This is a genomic window from Zobellella sp. An-6, assembly GCF_052487945.1.
This window is the reverse complement of the sequence record NZ_CP199259.1, coordinates 3,045,797-3,064,761: the sequence shown is the minus strand read 5'-3', so window position 1 is coordinate 3,064,761 and position 18,965 is coordinate 3,045,797. Positions and strand designations below refer to the sequence as shown.

Here is an 18,965-nt window from a genome sequence, read left to right as displayed (position 1 = left end):
TTCGTTAACCTTCTTCGTCGTCTTGATAGGGATTGGCGATGCCTAAACCGGCCAGGATCGCTATCTCTTTGGATTCCATTATCTCGGCTTCGTCATCCTTAATATGGTCAAAACCGAGTAAATGCAAGCAGCCGTGCACCACCATGTGCGCCCAGTGGGACTTCAAGGGTTTGTTCTGCGCTTCGGCTTCCCGCTCCACCACCTGGCGGCAGATCACCAGATCGCCCAGCAGCGGCAGCTCTACGCCCGGCGGCGCTTCGAACGGAAAGGACAGCACATTGGTGGCATAATCCTTGCCGCGATAGTCCCGGTTGAGCGCCTGGCTTTCCGCCTCGTCCACCAGCCGCACCGTGACTTCGGCCTCAATGCGCTCACCGGCCAGCACCGCGCTCAGCCAGCGTTCGAATTCCTGTTCGCCCGGCAGGCCGGGGGCCTCGTCACAGGCGATCTGCAGATCCAGCCACAGGGTCATGATTTGCTCTCATCGGGATGACGTTCGCGTTTCTGCTGTTCGTCGAAGGCTTCATAGGCGCGCACGATGCGGGCCACCACCGGATGGCGCACCACGTCTTCGGCGCGGAAGAAATTGAACGACAGCCCTTCCACCTCGCTCAGCACCTCGATGGCGTGGCGCAGGCCGGACTTGGCATTGCGCGGCAGATCGATCTGGGTGATGTCGCCGGTGATCACCGCCTTGGAGTTGAAGCCGATGCGGGTCAGGAACATCTTCATCTGTTCGACCGTGGTGTTCTGGCTTTCATCCAGGATGATAAAGGCGTCGTTCAGGGTACGGCCACGCATGTAGGCGAGCGGCGCCACTTCGATGACGTTGCGCTCGATAAGCTTCTCTACCCGCTCGAAGCCCAGCATTTCGAACAGGGCGTCATACAGGGGGCGCAGGTAGGGGTCGACCTTCTGGCTCAGATCACCGGGCAAAAAGCCGAGTTTCTCGCCCGCTTCCACCGCCGGCCGGGTCAGCAGGATGCGGCGGATTTCCTGGCGCTCCAGGGCGTCCACCGCGGCGGCCACCGCCAGGTAGGTCTTGCCGGTGCCGGCCGGGCCTATGCCGAAGGTGATGTCGTGGCTCAGGATATGGGCCACGTACTGGGCCTGGTTGGGGGTGCGCGGCTTGATCATGCCCCGCTTGGTCTTGATGGTCACTTCCTTGCCATACTGGTAGCCGGTGTCGGGCTCCTGGCCCTGCTCCAGTACCCGGCTCTCCTTGATGGCGAGATGGACCTGCTCGGGGGTGATATCGGGCACGGACTGGCCCTTTACCGGCTGGGTCTCCACATAGAGCCGCTTGAGCAGATCGCCGGTGACCTGGGCCAGGTTGGCCGGCCCCAGGATCTGGAAGTGCTGGTTGTGGTAGTTGATCTCCACCCCCAGACGACGCTCCAGTTGCTTGAGGTTGTCGTCGAAGGGACCACACAGGCTGGCCAGGCGCTGGCCGTCTGCGGGCTGAAGTTCGAGTTCCAGGTTGGTGACGTTGGGGGTCAAGGTAACTCCTGTTAAAAGCCGGAAGCCGGAAGCTGGAAGCTAGAAGCTAGAAGCTAGAAGCTAGAAGCTAGAAGCTAGAAGCTAGAAGCTAGAATAGCTTTTGATCTCAGGAAGCCGTTGTCAATCACTATTCATTCCTGCGCCAACGGCTTCCCGCATCCAGCGTAAGGCTCTGCCGTTAAGGGGTAAAGGTCGCCACGCCGACCTCGTCGGCCACGCCGTCCGGGCGGCGGGCCAGGATGCTCCGGGGCGAGACCTGTACCCGCAGGTCCATCTCGGCCTCGCCCCTCAGGAAGCTGCCGCGCAGGCTGTGGGGCATCACCTCGGTGATCTCCACGTCGGCGAAGCCGCCGATAAGGTGGTGGGGACCTTCGAAGTTGACCACCCGGTTGTTCTCGGTGCGGCCGCGCAGCTCCATGGGGTTGAGCTTGGAAGGACCTTCCACCAGGATGCGCTGGGTGGAGCCCAGCATCTGCCGGCTGATCTGCTGGGCCTGGTTGTTGATCACATTCTGCAGCCGGTACAGCCGCTCCTTCTTCTCTTCCATCGGCACGTCGTCGGGCAGATCGGCCGCCGGTGTGCCCGGGCGGGGGCTGAAGATGAAGCTGAAGCTCATGTCGAAGCCCAGGTCCTCGATCAGCTTCATGGTCTTCTCGAAGTCTTCCGCCTCTTCACCGGGGAAACCGACGATGAAGTCGGAGCTGATGGTGATGTCGGGCCGGGCCGCGCGCAGCTTGCGGATCTTGGACTTGTATTCCAGCGCGGTGTGCGGCCGCTTCATCAGGGTGAGGATGCGATCCGAACCGCTCTGCACCGGCAGGTGCAGGAAACTGACCAACTCGGGAGTGTCCTTGTACACCTCGATGATGTCGTCGGTGAATTCGATGGGATGGCTGGTGGTGTAGCGGATACGGTCGATGCCGTCGATGGCCGCCACCAGGCGCAACAGCTCGGCGAAGCTGCAGATGTTGCCGTCATGGGTCTCGCCCCGGTAGGCGTTGACGTTCTGGCCCAGCAGGTTGACCTCGCGCACGCCCTGTTCGGCGAGCTGGGCGATTTCATAGAGCACGTCGTCGAGCGGCCGGCTCACTTCCTCGCCGCGGGTGTAGGGCACCACGCAGAAGGAGCAGTATTTGGAGCAGCCTTCCATGATGGACACGAACGCCGTGGCGCCTTCGGCCCTGGGCTCGGGCAGGCGGTCGAACTTTTCGATCTCGGGGAAGCTGACGTCCACCTGGGCACCCTTGCCTTCGAGCACGGACTTGATCATGGCCGGCAGCCGGTGCAGGGTCTGGGGCCCGAACACGATGTCCACGAAGGGCGCGCGGGAGCGGATGGCGTCACCTTCCTGGGAAGCGACGCAGCCGCCCACCCCGATCACCAGATGGGGATTGGCCTCCTTCAGCGGACGCCAGCGGCCGAGCTGGTGGAACACCTTCTCCTGGGCCTTTTCGCGGATGGAGCAGGTGTTGAGCAGCAGCACATCGGCCTCTTCCGCTTCTTCGGTGAGCTGGTAGCCGTGGCTGGCGTCCAGCAGATCGGCCATCTTGGATGAATCGTATTCATTCATCTGACAGCCCCAGGTCTTGATATGAAGTTTTTTGCTCATGGCACTCTTTGAATTACGGCAAGGGACATGCGTTTTGGACCGGGGATTCTACTCTTTTCTCCCGGCAGTGACCAGATAATATCCAGCGCCGACGGGGCCAGAACGATGCCGAAATGACGCCGTATTTGCGTTAGAATGGCTCAAAAATCCAGAGGTTATACGATGGAACACTGTGATATCGCCATTGTCGGCGGCGGCATGGTCGGCGCCCTGGCGGCGGCCATGCTGGCACCCAGCGGCCTGACCATCCGGGTTATCGAAGCCAGGGCGCCCGCCGCCTTCGAACCCGGGCAGGCGTTTGACCTGCGCATCTCCGCCATCAGCGCCGCCTCGGTGCGGCTGTTGCAGCAGGCCGGTGCCTGGGACGCCATCCTGGCCATGCGGGCCTGGCCCTACCGGGGGCTGGAGGCGAGCGAATGGGAAGGCTTTGCCACCCGTTTCGAGGCCCGGGAGCTGGACTGCGACCACCTGGGCTTTATGGTGGAAAACCGGGTCATCCAGCTCGGCCTCTGGCAGGCCCTGGCCCAGTGGCACAACGTGGTGTTCGACTGCCCCGACGGCCTGGCCGGATTGAGCCAGGGGGAGGATGGCGCCGAGCTGGTGCTGGAGAGCGGTCAACGGCTGCGGGCCCGGCTGGTGCTGGCCTGCGACGGCGCCGAGTCGCGTACCCGCGGCCTCGCTCGCATCGGGGTCTCCGCCTGGGACTATGCCCAGCACTGCATGCTGATCAGCGTGGCGGGGGAGGGCATCGAGCAGGACATGACCTGGCAGCAGTTCCGCCCTTCCGGCCCCCGGGCCCTGCTGCCGCTCGGCGGGCACCAGGCCTCCCTGGTCTGGTACGACGACAAAGAGCGCATCAAGGCGCTGGCACAACTGGACAACGCCGCCCTGGCGGCGCAGGTCGCCGCCCACTTCCCGCCCCGGCTGGGGCCGGTCAGGGTGCTGGACAAGGGACACTTTCCCCTGCGCCGCCGCCACGCCAACCAGTATGTGAAGGGCACCGTGGTGCTGTTGGGAGATGCGGCCCACACCATCAACCCGCTGGCGGGGCAGGGCGTCAACCTCGGCTTCAAGGACGTGGCCTGCCTCTGCGAGCTGGTGCACCGGGCGGTGGAGGCGGGCCAGGATTTTGCCGCCGCCGGAGTGCTCGCGCGCTATGAATGCCGGCGCCGGCCCGACAACCTCTTGATGCAGGGCGCCATGGATCTGTTCTACCAGACCTTCAGCAACGATCTGCCGCCGCTTAGACTGCTGCGCAACCTGGGGCTGAAGGCGGCTCAGCACAGTGGTCCGCTGAAAAACCGGGTGATGAAATACGCCATGGGGCTCTAAAGGCCGCTTTAAGCCGTAAGCTGGACGCTGGAAGACACGTCAGCGGTGCAGTTGAAGGCTGCGCCATTCTTGTGAAAGCAGGAGTGGGATGAGTTGGTAGGGTCGACTTCAGTCGACCTTATTACGGCAACGGAGCTTATGGGGCGGTAAAACAAAAAGCCGGCACAGAGGCCGGCTTCTTGCTTTCGACATGGCTGGGTACCAGGATTCGAACCTGGGCTCGGTGCCGGGATCAAAACCCGTTGCTCCTGATACCGATAAACAAAAAGCCGGCACAGAGGCCGGCTTCTTGCTTTCGATATGGCTGGGGTACCAGGATTCGAACCTGGGCTCGGTGCCGGGATCAAAACCCGTTGCTCCTGATGCCGATAAACAAAAAGCCGGCACAGAGGCCGGCTTCTTGCTTTCGATATGGCTGGGGTACCAGGATTCGAACCTGGGCTCGGTGCCGGGATCAAAACCCGTTGCTCCTGATACCGATAAACAAAAAGCCGGCACAGAGGCCGGCTTCTTGCTTTCGATATGGCTGGGGTACCAGGATTCGAACCTGGGCTCGGTGCCGGGATCAAAACCCGTTGCTCCTGATACCGATAAACAAAAAGCCGGCACAGAGGCCGGCTTCTTGCTTTCGATATGGCTGGGGTACCAGGATTCGAACCTGGGAATGGCGGGATCAAAACCCGCTGCCTTACCGCTTGGCGATACCCCAATTTTGAATGGTGCGGGAGGCGAGACTTGAACTCGCACACCTTGCGGCGCCAGAACCTAAATCTGGTGCGTCTACCAATTTCGCCACTCCCGCTGAGAGTGGTGGCTATGGCGGGATTCGAACCTGCGACCCCATCATTATGAGTGATGTGCTCTAACCAACTGAGCTACATAGCCACATAAGCATTGAGTCGCCTCAATGATTTTTAAAATGGCTGGGCTACCGAATTCCGAACCTGGGCACTGATGCCGGCATCGAAACCCGCTGTCAAACCAGCTTGACAGATAATGTGGCTGGGGTACCAGGATTCGAACCTGGGAATGGCGGGATCAAAACCCGCTGCCTTACCGCTTGGCGATACCCCAACAGTGATGGTCGACAGTGATAACACAGAACCGGCCATCTTGAAAATGGCTGAAGTGTTGGCCTTGAACCCGGGCACCGAGGCCGGTAGCAAAACCCGCTTTTTCTTCAACCACTTCTTAAAAATGGCTGGGGTACCAGGATTCGAACCTGGGAATGGCGGGATCAAAACCCGCTGCCTTACCGCTTGGCGATACCCCAGCAGAATGGTGGCTATGGCGGGATTCGAACCTGCGACCCCATCATTATGAGTGATGTGCTCTAACCAACTGAGCTACATAGCCACTTCGCTGTCGATGACTGCTCGTCACCGGACGGGGCGCATTATGCGTATCCGGCTCCGGAGCGTCAACCGTTTTTTCCCGAAAAATAGGCCGGCTTCAACCGTTTGGCCAGAAACTAGGCATGGTGGCGCAAGCCTGGCCAGGGCGGCCGGTTTTTTGCCCGAAAAACAACAGGCCGGGGAAGTCCCGGCCTGTTTGCAACGGTGGATGCCTGCTCAGACGTTGAACAGGAAGTTCATCACGTCGCCGTCCTTGACGATGTAGTCCTTGCCCTCGGAGCGCATCTTGCCCGCTTCCTTGGCACCCTGCTCGCCCTTGTAGGCGATGTAGTCCTCGAAGGCGATGGTCTGGGCGCGGATAAAGCCCTTCTCGAAGTCGGTGTGGATCTTGCCGGCCGCCTGGGGCGCGGTGGCGCCGACGGGGATGGTCCAGGCGCGCACTTCCTTCACCCCGGCGGTGAAGTAGGTCTGCAGGTTGAGCAACTGGTAACCGGCGCGGATCACCCGGTTCAGCCCCGGCTCTTCCAGGCCCAGGTCGGCCATGAATTCGGCGGCTTCGTCCGCATCCAGCTCGGCGATTTCCGACTCCATGGCGGCGCACACCGGCACCACTATGGCGTGCTCGGCGGCGGCGATGGCTTCCACCTCGGCCAGGTAGGGGTTGTTTTCGAAGCCGTCCTCATTGACGTTGGCGATGTACATGGTGGGTTTGATGGTCAGGAAGTTCAGGTAGGCGATGGCCGCCTGCTCTTCCTTGGTGAGCTCCACGCTGCGCAGTACCTGGGCCTGCTCCAGGGCCGGCAACAGCTTCTCCAGCACCGTTATTTCAAACTTGGCGTCCTTGTCGCCGCCCTTGGCCTTCTTGGCGTTGCGCTGGATGGCCCGCTCGCAGGTGTCCAGATCCGCCAGCGCCAGTTCGGTGTTGATCACCTCGATGTCGTGTCGGGGCGACACCTTGCCCGCCACGTGCACGATGTTGTCGTTTTCGAAGCAGCGCACCACATGGCCGATGGCGTCGGTTTCACGGATGTTGGCCAGGAACTTGTTGCCCAGCCCCTCGCCCTTGGAGGCGCCCGCCACCAGGCCGGCGATGTCCACGAATTCCATGGTGGTGGGCAGGATGCGCTGGGGCTTGACGATCTCGGCCAGGGCATCGAGGCGCTTGTCCGGCACCGGCACCACGCCGGTGTTCGGCTCTATGGTGCAGAAGGGGAAGTTGGCGGCTTCGATGCCCGCCTTGGTCAGCGCGTTGAACAGGGTAGACTTGCCCACGTTGGGCAGGCCCACTATACCGCATTTGAAACCCATAACAGTGTCCTGAAAATTACTTGGTGGAATCGGCATTGAAGGCATGCAGGCGGTTCATCGCCTTGATCATGCCCTCACTGAATAACATATCGGTGGCGCGGACGGCCTCGTCCACGGTGGCGTCGAGCAGGCTCTGCTCGGTCGCCGGCGCCTTGGTCAGCACGAAGCCGGCCACCTGGGACTTGTGCCCAGGATGGCCGATGCCGAGCCGCAGCCGGTAAAAGTCCTTGCTGTTGCCGAGGCAACTGATGATGTCCTTGAGCCCGTTGTGGCCGCCGTGGCCGCCGCCCTGCTTGAAGCGGGCAGAGCCCGGGGGCAGGTCGAGTTCGTCGTGGGCCACCAGTATCGCCTCGGGCGGGATCTGGTAGAAGTTGGCCATGGCCGCCACCGCCTTGCCGGAGCGGTTCATGAAGGTGGCCGGGATCAGCAGGCGGACGTCACGGCCCGCGATGCGCACCCGGCCGGTCCAGCCGAAAAACTTGGCTTCTTCCTTGAGCTGGCCGCCGTGCAGCCGGGCCAGCTCGGCCAGGTACCAGGCGCCGGCGTTGTGGCGGGTATGGGCGTATTCCGGGCCCGGGTTACCCAGCCCGACGATGAGTTCGATAGGGTGCATATGCAGAGTCGGCCGTTAAAATGACGCCATATTCTAATGAAGAGCGGCAATAATGGCCACCTCGGTGACTTCATCCGCCGGAATAGGTATCATGGTCGGCATTGTGCACAATGCCATGTGTTATTGTTTGCACTTTCCCGGGTGTATCGTTGCCCGTCGTTCCTGCACGGATGCCAGTCACAGGATACCTCTCAAATGTACGAACTGCTCGGCTGGGCCCTGCTTGCCGGGGTACTCAATGCCCTGGCCGGTGGCGGCCTCTTCCTCACCCTGCCGGCGTTGCTGGCCGCCGGGGTACCCAGTACCAGTGCCGTGGCCACCGCCAGCGTGGCGTCCTGGCCCGGTTATCTGAGCGCCTTCTGGGGCATGCGTCGCCAGCTCGGCAGCGGCCCCTGGCTGGAGCTCACCCTTATCGGCCTGGGTGGCGGTGGCCTGGGGGCGCTGGCGCTGGTGCAGTTCAACGCCGACAGCTTCAACTACCTGGTGCCCTGGCTGCTGCTGGGGGTGAGTCTGCTTTACGCCCGCCAGTTGCTGAGCCGGTCGGGGTTCGAAGGGCCGCTCAGGATGAAGCGGCGGGCCTGGCCGCCGCTGCTGGCCGGCAGCTTCTACGGCGGCTTCTTCGGCGGCGGCCTGGGAGTGCTGCTGATGGCGCTGACCGGTCAGCTGCGGCTGGGCTCCAACCTGCAGCAGCACGCCATCAAGCTCTACCTGTCGATGCTGGCCAGCGGCGCCACCATAGTGGTGTATTCCCTGTCGGGGTTGGTGCACTGGCGGGCCTGCCTGCTGCTGGCGCTGGGCTATCTGATGGGCGGCAAGCTGGGCGCACGGCTGCTGGTGTGCCTCAGGCCCCGGCTGCTGGCCTGGGCCATTGTCGGCTTCGGCATCGGCCTGAGCGGTTATTATTTTGTGCGCTTTTACGGGTAATGTGGTGAGGGATGAGGCGTACCCCCGGTTGCGGTGCACCTCACGCTTTCCGCCTCACCCCTCACGAAATAAAAAAGCCCGCGAGTCCGCGGGCTTTTTAGACTTTCAGCTTTCAGCTTTCAGCTTTCAGCTTCTAGCTTCTAGCATCCAGCTTCCAGCCATCAATGCTCGAACATGGCGGAGATGGACTCTTCGTTGCTGATGCGGCGGATGGCTTCGGCCAGCATGCCGGACAGGGACAGCTGCTTGACCTTGGTCAGGGCCTCGATTTCCGGTGTCAGCGGGACGGAGTCGGTGATGATCACCTCGTCGATCACCGAGTCGCGGATGTTCTGGGCGGCGTTGCCGGAGAAGACGGCATGGGTGGCGTAGGCGAACACCCGCTTGGCGCCGTGGTTCTTCAGGGCTTCGGCGGCCTTGCACAGGGTGCCGCCGGTGTCGATCATGTCGTCGACGATCACGCAGTCGCGGCCTTCCACGTCACCGATCAGGTGCATCACCTGGGACACGTTGGCGCGCGGGCGGCGCTTGTCGATGATGGCGATGTCGGTGTCGTCCAGCAGCTTGGCCACGGCGCGGGCACGGACCACACCGCCGATGTCGGGGGAGACCACCACCACGTTGTCCAGGTTCTTGGCCTTCATGTCTTCCAGCAGCACCGGGGTGCCGAAGACGTTGTCCACCGGCACGTCGAAGAAGCCCTGGATCTGCTCGGCGTGCAGGTCGACGGTCAGCACCCGGTCGACACCCACGCTGGACAGGAAGTCGGCCACTACCTTGGCGGTGATCGGCACCCGGGCGGAGCGCACGCGGCGGTCCTGGCGGGCGTAGCCAAAGTAGGGGATGACGGCGGTAATGCGGCCGGCGGAAGCCCGGCGCAGGGCATCCACCATCACGATCAGCTCCATCAGGTTGTCGTTGGTGGGCGCGCAGGTGGACTGGATGATGAAGACATCGCCGCCACGTACATTTTCGTTGATTTGTACGCTGATTTCGCCGTCGCTGAAGCGGCCGACATCGGCAGCACTCAGTTTGATAAAGAGACGATCGGCGATACGTTGGGCGAGTTCCGGCGTTGCATTACCAGCAAACAGCTTCATGTCGGGCACGGTTGAAAACCTCGGGGTTGTTTCATGGGTGGCGAGACTGGACGGGGCCGTGAACCCGTATTACGGAAGCGAGTTCCGTTATCCAGCCCGTTTTTTAGAATTCTGAGCTGAGCGTGTCTTGCAGGCACCGGGCCGGATGGTCCGGACGGCGAGCCGGCCGCGGCCGTGTCGTCCTGCAGACATCGCCCGGCAGCGGATCGGCCCTTGGGATAAGGGAGAAAGCGGGCCCACCCCCACTCTCTTGCAAGCGCTGCCTAGGATGCCGTAATCGATGACGGGGCCGCCTCCTTGAGTTGCCGCAGGGCGGCAAACAAGGGCGACTGGTTGCAGCCTCTGGCGACGAAGCCGCTGCTGTCCGTTGGGGCCGCTGCCAGGGCCTTTTCGGCCGCTTCCCGGCTGTCGAAGCTGGCGAAGACGCAGGCTCCGGTGCCCGTCATTCTTGACGGCGCGTATTCTAGCAACCAGCCAAGGAGCTTGGCAACCTCGGGGTGGCGCTTTTTGACCAGGGCCTCGCAATCGTTTTCCCAGGGCTGGGCGAGCCGTTGCTCCAGGGATAAAACCGGGCTCGAACGGGGTAGATCCGGGTCGGTAAAGATGGCGGCGGTGGCCACATTGATGCCCGGATGAAGCACCAAATACCAGGGCTCGGGCGGGGCCGCCGGCGTCAGGATATCGCCGATGCCTTCGGCGAAGGCAGCCCGGCCGCGCACGAACACCGGCACGTCGGCGCCCAGTTGCAGGCCCAGCTCGGCCAGTTGCTTCTGGCTCAGCCCCAGTTGCCACAGGTGGTTGAGGGCCACCAGGGTGGTGGCGGCGTTGCTGGAGCCGCCGCCCAGGCCGCCGCCCATGGGCAGACGCTTGGTGAGCCTGATCCGCGCGCCCTTGGTGCAGCCGGTCTTGCTCTGCAGCAGACGGGCGGCCCTGATGATCAGATTTTGCTCCGGGGCTACCCCGGGCAGGGCCGGGCTCAGGCTGAGCTCGCCGTCGGGGGCCGGCGCGAAGCCGAGTTCGTCGCCGTGATCCAGGAACTGGAACAGGGTCTGCAGGTTGTGGTAGCCGTCGTCGCGGCGGCCGGTGATGTACAGGAACAGGTTGAGCTTGGCGGGGGCGGGCAGGACTATCATGGTTTCAGCTCCCACTGGTTGATGGCCAGGCGCAGGGTGGTGGTGTCGTGGCTCAGGTCGAGCCGGCTCGGCAGCCAGAGGCCGTCGATGCGGGTGTAGCCCAGGTAGTTGAGCCGCCAGCCGTGGGAGCGCAGGCTCTGCGGCCGACCATCGGCATCGTACTCCACCTGGTCCGCCTCGCCGGGCAGGCCCTTGATCCAGTAGGACAGCTGCTCCACCGGCAGATCCCAGCCGGTCAGGCGGAACACCAGATCCCGGGCATTGCCGGCGGAGTGCAGCTGCCCCTCGCTGTCGGTGAGCTGGATGGCGCCCTGGCGGCGGTTGAGGTCGAACACCCGCCTGCCCACCACATTGGTCAGGTTCATCCGGTAATCGTCGCGACTCTGGCGCCAGAACAGGCTGAGGCTGCCCCGCTCGTCCGGGGTGATGATGCCGAGCCGGGCCGACAGTTGCCAGTCCTGCAACTGGACCAGGGCGGCTCTCTGGGCCTGCCAGGAGCCGGGGGGGGCTTCCTGGGCGCGGTAGGCGCAACCGGAGACGAACAGCAGGAGGAAAGCGATGACTAAGGCGCGCACGGGCAACTCCCTGGTGAGGTTTGGGCCCAGTATAAGGGCAAGGTCGGCGCCTTTTAAAGCCTTACCCTTTCTCGTACAATAGCCGGCTACATGTAAAGATGTTGTGAGCCGCAGAAAACCCTCATGAGCCTGCTGGTACTGGGAATCAATCATAAGACAGCCTCGGTCGCCCTGCGCGAGCGGGTGGCGTTCGGGCCCGATATTGCCCCCAAGGCACTGCAGGAGCTGATGCATACCCGAGGGGTGGAGGAGGCGGTGATCGTCTCCACCTGCAATCGCACCGAACTCTACTGCTGCCTGGACCAGCAGGGGGAAAGCGACGCCGTGCGCCACTGGCTGCAGTACTTCCACCGTCTGGACGAGGACGAACTGACTTCCTGCCTGTACCTGCATCAGGGTGAAGAGGCGGTGCGCCACCTGATGCGGGTGGCTTGCGGCCTGGATTCCCTGGTGCTGGGCGAGCCACAGATCCTGGGCCAGATCAAGCAGGCCTACAACCAGTCCCATCAGGTGGGCAGCCTCAAGGGCATTCTCGAGCGCTTGTTCCAGAAGTCGTTCTCCGTGGCCAAGCGGGTGCGCACCGAAACCGAGATCGGCGCCAGCGCGGTGTCGGTGGCCTTCGCCGCCGTCAGCCTGGCCAAGCGCATCTTCTCGGATCTGGGCCGCACCAAGGTGCTGCTGGTGGGGGCGGGCGAAACCGTGGAGCTGGTGGCGCGCCATCTGCGTGAGCAATCGGTTTCGCGCATCATGGTGGCCAACCGCACCCTGGAGCGCGCCCAGAACCTGGCGCGGGAGTTTGACGCCGAGGTGATGACCCTGGAGCAGATCCCCGACTTCCTGCCCCAGGCCGACATCGTCATCAGCTCTACCGCCAGCCCCCTGCCGATCATCGGCAAGGGCATGGTGGAGCGGGCGCTCAAGGCCCGCCGCCACAAGCCCATACTGCTGGTGGACATCGCGGTGCCACGGGATATCGAGCCGGAGGTGGACGAGCTGAGCGATGCCTACCTGTACACGGTGGACGATCTGCAGGGCATCATCGAGCAGAACCTGGAGGCCCGCAAGCGTGCGGCCGGCCAGGCCGAGCGCATCATACTGGAAGAGCGGGACCAGTTCATGGGCTGGTTCCGCTCGCTCAAGTCGGTGGATCTGATCCGCGACTATCGCACCCAGGCCGACGCGGTGCGGGAGCAGGAGCTCGGCCGGGCGTTGCAGGCCCTGGCCCAGGGTGACGATCCGGCCAAAACCATGGGGGAGCTGGCCCGGCGCCTCACCAACAAGCTTATCCATACTCCCACCCAGGCGCTGAGCCAGGCGGGCAAGGACGGCGATCAGGAAATCCTGGCCGTGCTGGCCCAGAGCCTGGGCCTCGGCCAGCGCTGACAAGGCCATAGCGGCGAGACACAGATGAACGAATCCATACTGAAGAAACTGGAAGGCCTGCAGGAGCGCTACGAAGAGGTGCAGGCGCTCCTGGGCGAGGCCTCCGTCATCAATAACCAGGACCAGTACCGGGCCCTGACCCGGGAATACGCCCAGCTGGAAGACGTGGTGGGCTGCTTTCGCCGCTACCGCCAGGCCGAGGCGGATCTGGCCGGCGCGCGGGAGATGCTGGCGGAAGACGACGCCGAGCTCAGGGCCATGGCCGAAGAAGAAATCGACGCCGCCGAGGCCGCCATCGAGGAGCTGGGCCGCGAGCTGCAGATCCTGCTGCTGCCGAAAGATCCGAAGGACGACAACAACTGCTTCCTGGAGATCCGCGCCGGGGCCGGCGGCGACGAGGCGGCCATCTTCGCCGGCGATCTGTTCCGCATGTACAGCCGCTACGCCGAGACCCTTCGCTGGCGCATCGAGATCGTCAGCGCCAGCGAAGGGGAGCATGGCGGCTTCAAGGAAATCATCGCCCGCATCGAGGGGGCCGGCGCCTATGGCAAGCTCAAGTTCGAGTCCGGCGGCCACCGGGTGCAGCGGGTGCCCGAGACCGAGTCCCAGGGCCGCATCCATACCTCCGCCTGCACGGTGGCAGTGCTGCCCGAGATTCCCGAGGCCGAGGCCCCCGAGATCAACGCGGCGGATCTGAAGGTGGACACCTTCCGCGCCTCCGGCGCCGGCGGCCAGCACGTCAACAAGACCGACTCCGCCATCCGCATCACCCACCTGCCCACCGGCATGGTGGTGGAATGCCAGGACGAGCGCTCCCAGCACAAGAACCGGGCCAAGGCCATGGCGGTGCTGGCCTCGCGCCTGGCGCAGATGGAGCAGGATAAGCGCCATGCCGAGGAGCAGAACACCCGACGCAACCTGCTGGGCAGCGGCGATCGTTCCGATCGCATCCGTACCTACAACTACCCCCAGGGACGGGTGTCGGACCACCGCATCAACCTGACCCTGTACCGGCTGAGCGAAGTGCTGGAAGGCCAGCTCGAGATGCTGACCCGGCCGATACTGCAGGAGCACCAGGCCGACCAACTGGCCGCCCTGGCGGGGCACTGATGACCCTGGCCGAGCTGCGCCAACGGCTGCGCGAACAGCTGGCGGGGGGCGAGTCGCCGGCCCTGGACGCGGACGTGCTGCTGTGCCACGTGCTGGGCAAGCCGCGCAGTTTTCTGCTGGCCTGGCCGGAACACGAGATCACGCCGGTCGAGCAGGCCGAGCTGGCCGCCCTGGTGGCCCGGCGGCAACGAGGCGAGCCGGTGGCGCACCTTACCGGCCGGCGCGAGTTCTGGTCGCTGGAGCTCGAGGTGTCGCCCGATACCCTGATCCCCCGACCCGATACCGAGCTCATGGTGGAAGCGGCCCTGGCGCGGCTGCCGGCCGGCCCCGCCACCCTGGTGGACCTGGGCACCGGCACCGGCGCCATCGCCCTGGCGCTGAAGAGCGAGCGCCCGCAAGACGCCGTGCTGGCGGTGGAGTTCAATCCGGCGGCGGCGGCCCTGGCCCGGCGCAACAGTGAACGGCTGGGACTCGATATAGAAGTGCGCCTGGGCGCCTGGTTCGCCCCCCTGGCCGGCCTGCGGTTTCACATGATCCTGTCCAACCCGCCCTATATCGACGCCGCCGATCCCCATTTACAATGGGGCGATGTACGCTTCGAGCCGGCCTCGGCCCTGGTGGCGGAGGAAGAAGGGCTGGCGGATCTGCGCCATCTGGTCGAGCAGGCGCCCGCCCATCTCGAGGAGGGGGGCTGGCTGCTGCTGGAGCATGGTTGGCGGCAGGGGGAGGCGATCAGGACCCTGCTGTGCCGGCATGGCTTCGGACGGGTCGAGACCCTGCGCGACTACGGCGGCCAGGAGCGGGTTTCATTGGGCCAGTGGCCCGGGAGGCAAGATGTTGAAAACCAAGATCAGTGACGATTGGCTGGGGGCCGACAGGAGCCCCATGACCCTGGCGCTGGACGTGGTGGAAAGCCTCCAGGGGCCGGCGGCGCGGGCCCGGGCAGAGCATGACCTGCTCACCCTGGAGCGGGAGCTGGCCGAGGCCCTGGCTGGCCAGGATGCCGCCCGGCAGCTGTTGCCGGCCCTGTTTGGCCCCCTGGGGCTGGCCGGCGACTGGGAGCGGTTCTTCTCGATCGACAATTGCCTGCTGGACCGGGTGCTGGCGCGGCGTCGGGGTATTCCTGTTAGCCTGGGCGTGCTTATCCTGCATTTGTGCGAACGCTTCGGGGTGCGGGCCGAGGGCATCTGTTTTCCCGGCCATTTCCTGCTGCGGCTCTGGTGCGGGGAAGAGGAATCGATCATCGATCCCTTTACCGGCAAGGCCCTCGGCCGGCGGGAAATGGAACAATTGCTGCGCGGCGCCAGGGGCAACCTGGCCCGGCTCAGGCCCGAGCACCTGCAGCCGGCCGGCCCCATGGACATACTGTCCCGGCTGCTGAACGTGACCAAAGCGGTGTTTATCCGCCACAAGCAGTTTTCCCAGGCCCTGGCCTGCAGCCAGCTGCTGTTGAAAATCAAGCCCGATTGCCCCGTGGAGCGGCGTGACCGGGGCTTTCTGTTCGAGCAGCTCGACTGCCACCGGCTCGCCGCCGAGGATTTCGAATTCTTCATCCAGCACTGCCCCGAAGATCCGGTGGCGGACGTGCTGAAAGCCCAGATAGCGGCCCTCGACCTGGGCCCCAAAACCCTCCACTAGGAGCAGCGATGAAAACCGTCAAGATCGATCAGATTAGCGTGGCCAACGACCAGCCCTTCGTGTTGTTCGGCGGCATCAATGTGCTGGAATCCCGGGATCTGGCCCTGAAGGCCTGCGAGCACTATGTCGAGGTGACCGGCAAGCTCGGCATTCCCTATGTGTTCAAGGCCAGCTGGGACAAGGCCAACCGCTCCTCCATCCACTCCTTCCGCGGCCCTGGCCTGGAAGAGGGCATGAAGCTGCTGGCGGAAATCAAGGATACCTTCAAGGTGCCGGTGATCACCGACTTGCACGAGCCCTGGCAGGCCGCAACCGTGGCCGAGGTGGCGGACGTGATCCAGCTGCCCGCCTTCCTCGCCCGCCAGACCGATCTGGTGGAGGCCATGGCCAGGACCGGCCGGGTGATCAACATCAAGAAACCCCAGTTCCTGAGCCCGGGGCAGATGAAGAACATCGTCGACAAGTTTATCGAATGCGGCAACGACCAGTTGATCCTGTGCGAGCGCGGCGCCAACTTCGGCTACGACAACCTGGTGGTGGACATGCTCGGCTTCGGGGTGATGAAAAAGGCCACCGCCGGCGCCCCCATCATCTTCGACGTGACCCACGCCCTGCAGTGCCGGGATCCGCTGGGCGAGGCCTCGGGCGGGCGCCGGGAGCAGGTGGTGGACCTGGCCCGGGCGGGCATGGCCACCGGCCTGGCCGGCCTCTTCCTTGAGTCCCACCCGGATCCGGAGCATGCCAAGTGCGACGGCCCCAGCGCCCTGCCGCTGGCCAAACTAGAGCCCTTCCTGGCCCAGATCAAGGCCCTGGACGAACTGGTGAAAAGCTTCGAGCCGCTGGACACCCTCGGCTGAGCCGGACGGAATAGCTCGTTCTTCACGAAGGCGGCCGGGGGGCCGCCTTCGTGTATCGACAGTTCCGTCATGCGTGCGAAGGCGGCATCCAGAGTGGGAGGTCCAGGCTCTGATAACGCCGCTTGGGCTTGCAGGCACGCATGGACTCCCGCCTTCGCGGGAGTGACTACAGAGAACGGCGAAACTTTGTAAGCCGTCTGAAGCGGCCGGGGGCCGCCTTTGTTTTTCTCAATGGTTGAGCCGGATCGCCGAGTTCTTTAGAATAGCCGTCCAGCCGTATTTATGGCTTCAACTATCCGACGGGATCCAGCCGGCAATGAGTGACAACCTCGACCATTTCGACCGCAAAATACTCGCCATCGTACAGCGCAACTGCCTGACCCGCAGCGAAATCATCGCCGAAGAGATAGGGCTGTCGCCGTCGGCGGTGCAGCGGCGACTGAAGCGGCTGCGCCAGAGCCGGGTGATCAGCGCCGACGTGGCGGTGGTCGACAACCGCAAGCTCGACAACCTGATGACCTTTATCGTCGGCCTGGAAATCGAGCGGGAAAACTACCCGGTGATGGACAGGTTCATGCGCTGGGCCCAGGGCCAGGACGCCTTCCAGCAGATCTTCTACGTCACCGGCGCGGTGGATCTGGTGGCGGTGATCCTGGCCCGGGACGTGACCGAATTCGACGCCATCGCCGAAGCCACCATGAGCCAGTTCCCGGAAATCAAGCGCATGAACACCAATGTGGTGCTCAATGTGCTGAAATCCGGGTTGAATCTGCCGCTCTGACCCTTATCCCGCCGCCGGGCGCAACAGGGCGGCCACGGCGGCGATGTCCGCCGGCGAGGTGCGGCAGCAACCGCCGATAAGAGCGGCCCCTCCCCGCTGCCAGCGTCCGGCGGCCCGGGCGAACTGTTCGCTGTCGGCCGGGCCGTGCCAGCACTTGTGGCCGGCGTCGTACTGCTCGCCGGAGTTGGGGTAGACCAGCAGCGGTTTGGCGGTGGCGCCCCGCACCGATTGCAGCAGCCCGGGCACGTGCTCGGGGGCGGTGCAGTTGAGGCCCACCGCCACCACCGAGCCGAAGGGGGCCAGGGCCGTCAGGCAGTCGCGTAGCCGCTCGCCCTGGCTGTTGTGCTCCGCGTCCCGGCAGCTGAAGCTGACCCAGCCGCAGGCGCCGGGGTGCGCTTCCATCAAGCGGGCCAGGGCCCGGGCCTCGCTCAGGCAGGGCAGGGTCTCGCAGGCCAGCAGGTCGGCGCCGGCCGCCAGCAGCACCTCCAGCCGGGGCCGGTGGAAGGCCATCAGACCGGCTTCATCCAGCCCGTAATGGCCACGGTATTCGGAGCCGTCCGCCAGCATGGCGCCGTAGGGACCGACCGAGGCCGCCACCAGGGGGCGGGGGCGGCGCGCTCGCTGCTCGGGGCCCAGCTCTCGCCAGAAGTCGTCCCGCGCCGCTACCGCCAGCTGCACCGCCCGGCGCATCAGGTCGGCGGCCTGTCCGGCATCCAGCCCGCGACGGGCGAAGGCCTCGAAGGTGGCCTGATAGCTGGCGGTGATCGCCACGTCGGCGCCGGCGGCGAAATAGTCGTAATGGACGGCATAGATAAGCTCGGGCTGTTCGATCAGCACCTTGGCCGACCACAGGGGATCCTTGAGGTCGCAGCCCCGGCTTTCCAGCTCGGTGGCCAGGGCGCCGTCGAGGATAAGCGGGGAAAACTGCGCGAGCAGGGCGTCGATGGGGTTGGACATGATTCACCTTGTGCTAGACCGCCCGAGGGCGGGGGGATTAGAGGATCTGCGATAAAAACTGCTGCAGGCGGGGATGGGCGGGGCGGTTGAAAAAGCCGTCCGGGGTATCTTCCGCCAGCAGCCGGCCATCGGCCATGAACAGCACCCGGTCGGCCACCTCCCGGGCGAAGCCCATCTCGTGGGTGACCACCACCATGGTCATGCCGTCCCGGGCCAGGCCCTTCATTACCTCCAGCACTTCCCCCACCATTTCCGGATCCAGCGCCGAGGTGGGCTCGTCGAACAGCATGATGTGCGGCTGCATGCACAGGGCCCGGGCGATGGCCACCCGTTGCTGCTGGCCGCCGGACAGCTGGGCGGGGTAGTGGTCCATGCGCTCCGCCAGGCCCACCTTGGCCAGCAGGGCCCGGGCCTGCTGCTCCACCTCGGCGTGCGGACGCCGGGCCACCTTGAGCGGCGCCAGCATCAGGTTCTGCAGCGCGGTCTTGTGGGGAAAGAGGTTGAAGCCCTGGAACACCATGCCCACCCGCTCCCGGAGCCGGTTGACGTTGGTGGCGCGGGCGTGGATGTCGATGCCGTCGAGCTCGATACGGCCGGCGCTGATGCTTTCGAGCCGGTTGAGGGTGCGCAGGAAGGTGGACTTACCCGAGCCCGAAGGCCCCACGATCACCACCACCTCGCCGCGGCGAAGGGTCATCGACACCTGGCTGAGCGCCCGGCAGCCGTTGTCGAACACCTTGTCGACCCGGTGGGCGCCGAGAATAATGTCTGCGTGCTTTATGCGCATGGG

General features: G+C 64.5%; 18 protein-coding genes and 6 tRNA genes. 8 read left to right on the top strand and 16 right to left on the bottom strand.

What is annotated here, in order from left to right; genetic code table 11:
• Window positions 1–4 precede the first annotated feature (4 nt).
• The 3 genes from ybeY to miaB all read right to left on the bottom strand — a co-directional run bounded on the left by ybeY (window position 5) and on the right by miaB (window position 3,109).
• Window positions 5–472 carry an rRNA maturation RNase YbeY gene (ybeY, locus tag ACT7DK_RS14340; RefSeq protein ID WP_445400278.1) on the bottom strand — a complete coding sequence of 156 codons (468 nt, stop codon included), beginning with the start codon at window positions 470–472 and terminating at the stop codon, window positions 5–7.
• On the bottom strand, window positions 469–1,500 hold the full coding sequence (locus ACT7DK_RS14335) for a PhoH family protein (RefSeq protein ID WP_445400276.1): 1,032 nt from the start codon (window positions 1,498–1,500) through the stop codon (window positions 469–471). Before ACT7DK_RS14335 ends, ybeY begins: the two co-directional genes overlap by 4 nt.
• Before the next feature lie 178 nt (window positions 1,501–1,678).
• A complete protein-coding gene (miaB, locus tag ACT7DK_RS14330; protein WP_445400274.1) occupies window positions 1,679–3,109 on the bottom strand; it encodes a tRNA (N6-isopentenyl adenosine(37)-C2)-methylthiotransferase MiaB in 1,431 nt (476 codons plus the stop codon).
• Window positions 3,110–3,271: 162 nt separating this feature from the next.
• Between miaB and ACT7DK_RS14325 the strand changes: the two genes are divergently transcribed.
• Window positions 3,272–4,441, top strand: coding sequence for an FAD-dependent monooxygenase (locus ACT7DK_RS14325; RefSeq protein WP_445400272.1), 1,170 nt, complete (start codon window positions 3,272–3,274; stop codon window positions 4,439–4,441).
• A gap of 634 nt (window positions 4,442–5,075) precedes the next feature.
• On the opposite strand, the gene ACT7DK_RS14320 is transcribed toward ACT7DK_RS14325, so the two are convergent.
• From ACT7DK_RS14320 to pth, 8 genes are all read right to left on the bottom strand, one after another.
• Window positions 5,076–5,150: transfer RNA gene (locus ACT7DK_RS14320), tRNA-Gln, on the bottom strand.
• Window positions 5,151–5,158: 8 nt separating this feature from the next.
• Window positions 5,159–5,243, bottom strand: a tRNA-Leu gene (locus ACT7DK_RS14315).
• A gap of 6 nt (window positions 5,244–5,249) precedes the next feature.
• Window positions 5,250–5,326: transfer RNA gene (locus tag ACT7DK_RS14310), tRNA-Met, on the bottom strand.
• A gap of 114 nt (window positions 5,327–5,440) precedes the next feature.
• A tRNA-Gln gene (locus ACT7DK_RS14305) sits at window positions 5,441–5,515 on the bottom strand.
• Between the two features lie 124 nt (window positions 5,516–5,639).
• Window positions 5,640–5,714: transfer RNA gene (locus ACT7DK_RS14300), tRNA-Gln, on the bottom strand.
• A 6-nt stretch (window positions 5,715–5,720) separates the two neighbouring features.
• Window positions 5,721–5,797 (bottom strand) — tRNA-Met (locus ACT7DK_RS14295).
• A gap of 215 nt (window positions 5,798–6,012) precedes the next feature.
• A complete protein-coding gene (ychF, locus tag ACT7DK_RS14290; protein WP_445400270.1) occupies window positions 6,013–7,104 on the bottom strand; it encodes a redox-regulated ATPase YchF in 1,092 nt (363 codons plus the stop codon).
• A gap of 16 nt (window positions 7,105–7,120) precedes the next feature.
• Entirely contained in the window at window positions 7,121–7,717 is a 597-nt protein-coding gene (gene pth / locus ACT7DK_RS14285; RefSeq protein ID WP_445400268.1) for an aminoacyl-tRNA hydrolase, read from the bottom strand.
• 195 nt (window positions 7,718–7,912) lie between these two features.
• Here pth and ACT7DK_RS14280 point away from each other — a divergent pair, with 195 nt between their 5' ends.
• Window positions 7,913–8,641, top strand: coding sequence for a sulfite exporter TauE/SafE family protein (locus tag ACT7DK_RS14280; RefSeq protein ID WP_445400266.1), 729 nt, complete (start codon window positions 7,913–7,915; stop codon window positions 8,639–8,641).
• A 161-nt stretch (window positions 8,642–8,802) separates the two neighbouring features.
• Here the strand turns inward: ACT7DK_RS14280 and ACT7DK_RS14275 are convergent, their stop codons facing one another.
• From ACT7DK_RS14275 to lolB, 3 genes are all read right to left on the bottom strand, one after another.
• Window positions 8,803–9,750 (bottom strand): ribose-phosphate pyrophosphokinase, encoded by a 948-nt coding sequence (locus tag ACT7DK_RS14275; protein WP_094039766.1) that lies wholly within the window; start codon window positions 9,748–9,750, stop codon window positions 8,803–8,805.
• A 254-nt stretch (window positions 9,751–10,004) separates the two neighbouring features.
• Window positions 10,005–10,874 (bottom strand): 4-(cytidine 5'-diphospho)-2-C-methyl-D-erythritol kinase, encoded by an 870-nt coding sequence (gene ispE / locus ACT7DK_RS14270; protein ID WP_445400264.1) that lies wholly within the window; start codon window positions 10,872–10,874, stop codon window positions 10,005–10,007.
• Window positions 10,871–11,449 (bottom strand): lipoprotein insertase outer membrane protein LolB, encoded by a 579-nt coding sequence (gene lolB / locus ACT7DK_RS14265; protein ID WP_445400260.1) that lies wholly within the window; start codon window positions 11,447–11,449, stop codon window positions 10,871–10,873. The genes ispE and lolB overlap by 4 nt, the downstream gene beginning before the upstream one ends.
• A gap of 123 nt (window positions 11,450–11,572) precedes the next feature.
• On the opposite strand from lolB, the gene hemA reads away from it, so the two are divergent.
• The 6 genes from hemA (at window position 11,573) to ACT7DK_RS14235 (ending at window position 17,218) form a co-directional block, all read left to right on the top strand.
• Window positions 11,573–12,832 carry a glutamyl-tRNA reductase gene (hemA, locus tag ACT7DK_RS14260; protein ID WP_445400258.1) on the top strand — a complete coding sequence of 420 codons (1,260 nt, stop codon included), beginning with the start codon at window positions 11,573–11,575 and terminating at the stop codon, window positions 12,830–12,832.
• A 24-nt stretch (window positions 12,833–12,856) separates the two neighbouring features.
• On the top strand, window positions 12,857–13,942 hold the full coding sequence (prfA, locus tag ACT7DK_RS14255; RefSeq protein ID WP_445400256.1) for a peptide chain release factor 1: 1,086 nt from the start codon (window positions 12,857–12,859) through the stop codon (window positions 13,940–13,942).
• Complete coding sequence (gene prmC, locus ACT7DK_RS14250; protein WP_445400254.1) at window positions 13,942–14,799, top strand: peptide chain release factor N(5)-glutamine methyltransferase; 858 nt, start codon at window positions 13,942–13,944, stop codon at window positions 14,797–14,799. Before prfA ends, prmC begins: the two co-directional genes overlap by 1 nt.
• On the top strand, window positions 14,777–15,580 hold the full coding sequence (locus ACT7DK_RS14245; protein WP_445400252.1) for a SirB1 family protein: 804 nt from the start codon (window positions 14,777–14,779) through the stop codon (window positions 15,578–15,580). Before prmC ends, ACT7DK_RS14245 begins: the two co-directional genes overlap by 23 nt.
• 8 nt (window positions 15,581–15,588) lie before the next feature.
• A complete protein-coding gene (gene kdsA, locus ACT7DK_RS14240; protein WP_445400250.1) occupies window positions 15,589–16,437 on the top strand; it encodes a 3-deoxy-8-phosphooctulonate synthase in 849 nt (282 codons plus the stop codon).
• Window positions 16,438–16,753: 316 nt separating this feature from the next.
• Complete coding sequence (locus ACT7DK_RS14235) at window positions 16,754–17,218, top strand: Lrp/AsnC family transcriptional regulator (RefSeq protein WP_445400248.1); 465 nt, start codon at window positions 16,754–16,756, stop codon at window positions 17,216–17,218.
• Window positions 17,219–17,221: 3 nt separating this feature from the next.
• Here ACT7DK_RS14235 and mmuM read toward each other — a convergent pair whose 3' ends face one another.
• Together mmuM and ACT7DK_RS14225 are read right to left on the bottom strand one after the other, a co-directional pair.
• Entirely contained in the window at window positions 17,222–18,175 is a 954-nt protein-coding gene (gene mmuM / locus ACT7DK_RS14230) for a homocysteine S-methyltransferase (protein ID WP_445400246.1), read from the bottom strand.
• A 37-nt stretch (window positions 18,176–18,212) separates the two neighbouring features.
• On the bottom strand, window positions 18,213–18,962 hold the full coding sequence (locus ACT7DK_RS14225; protein ID WP_445400244.1) for an amino acid ABC transporter ATP-binding protein: 750 nt from the start codon (window positions 18,960–18,962) through the stop codon (window positions 18,213–18,215).
• Window positions 18,963–18,965 lie beyond the last annotated feature (3 nt).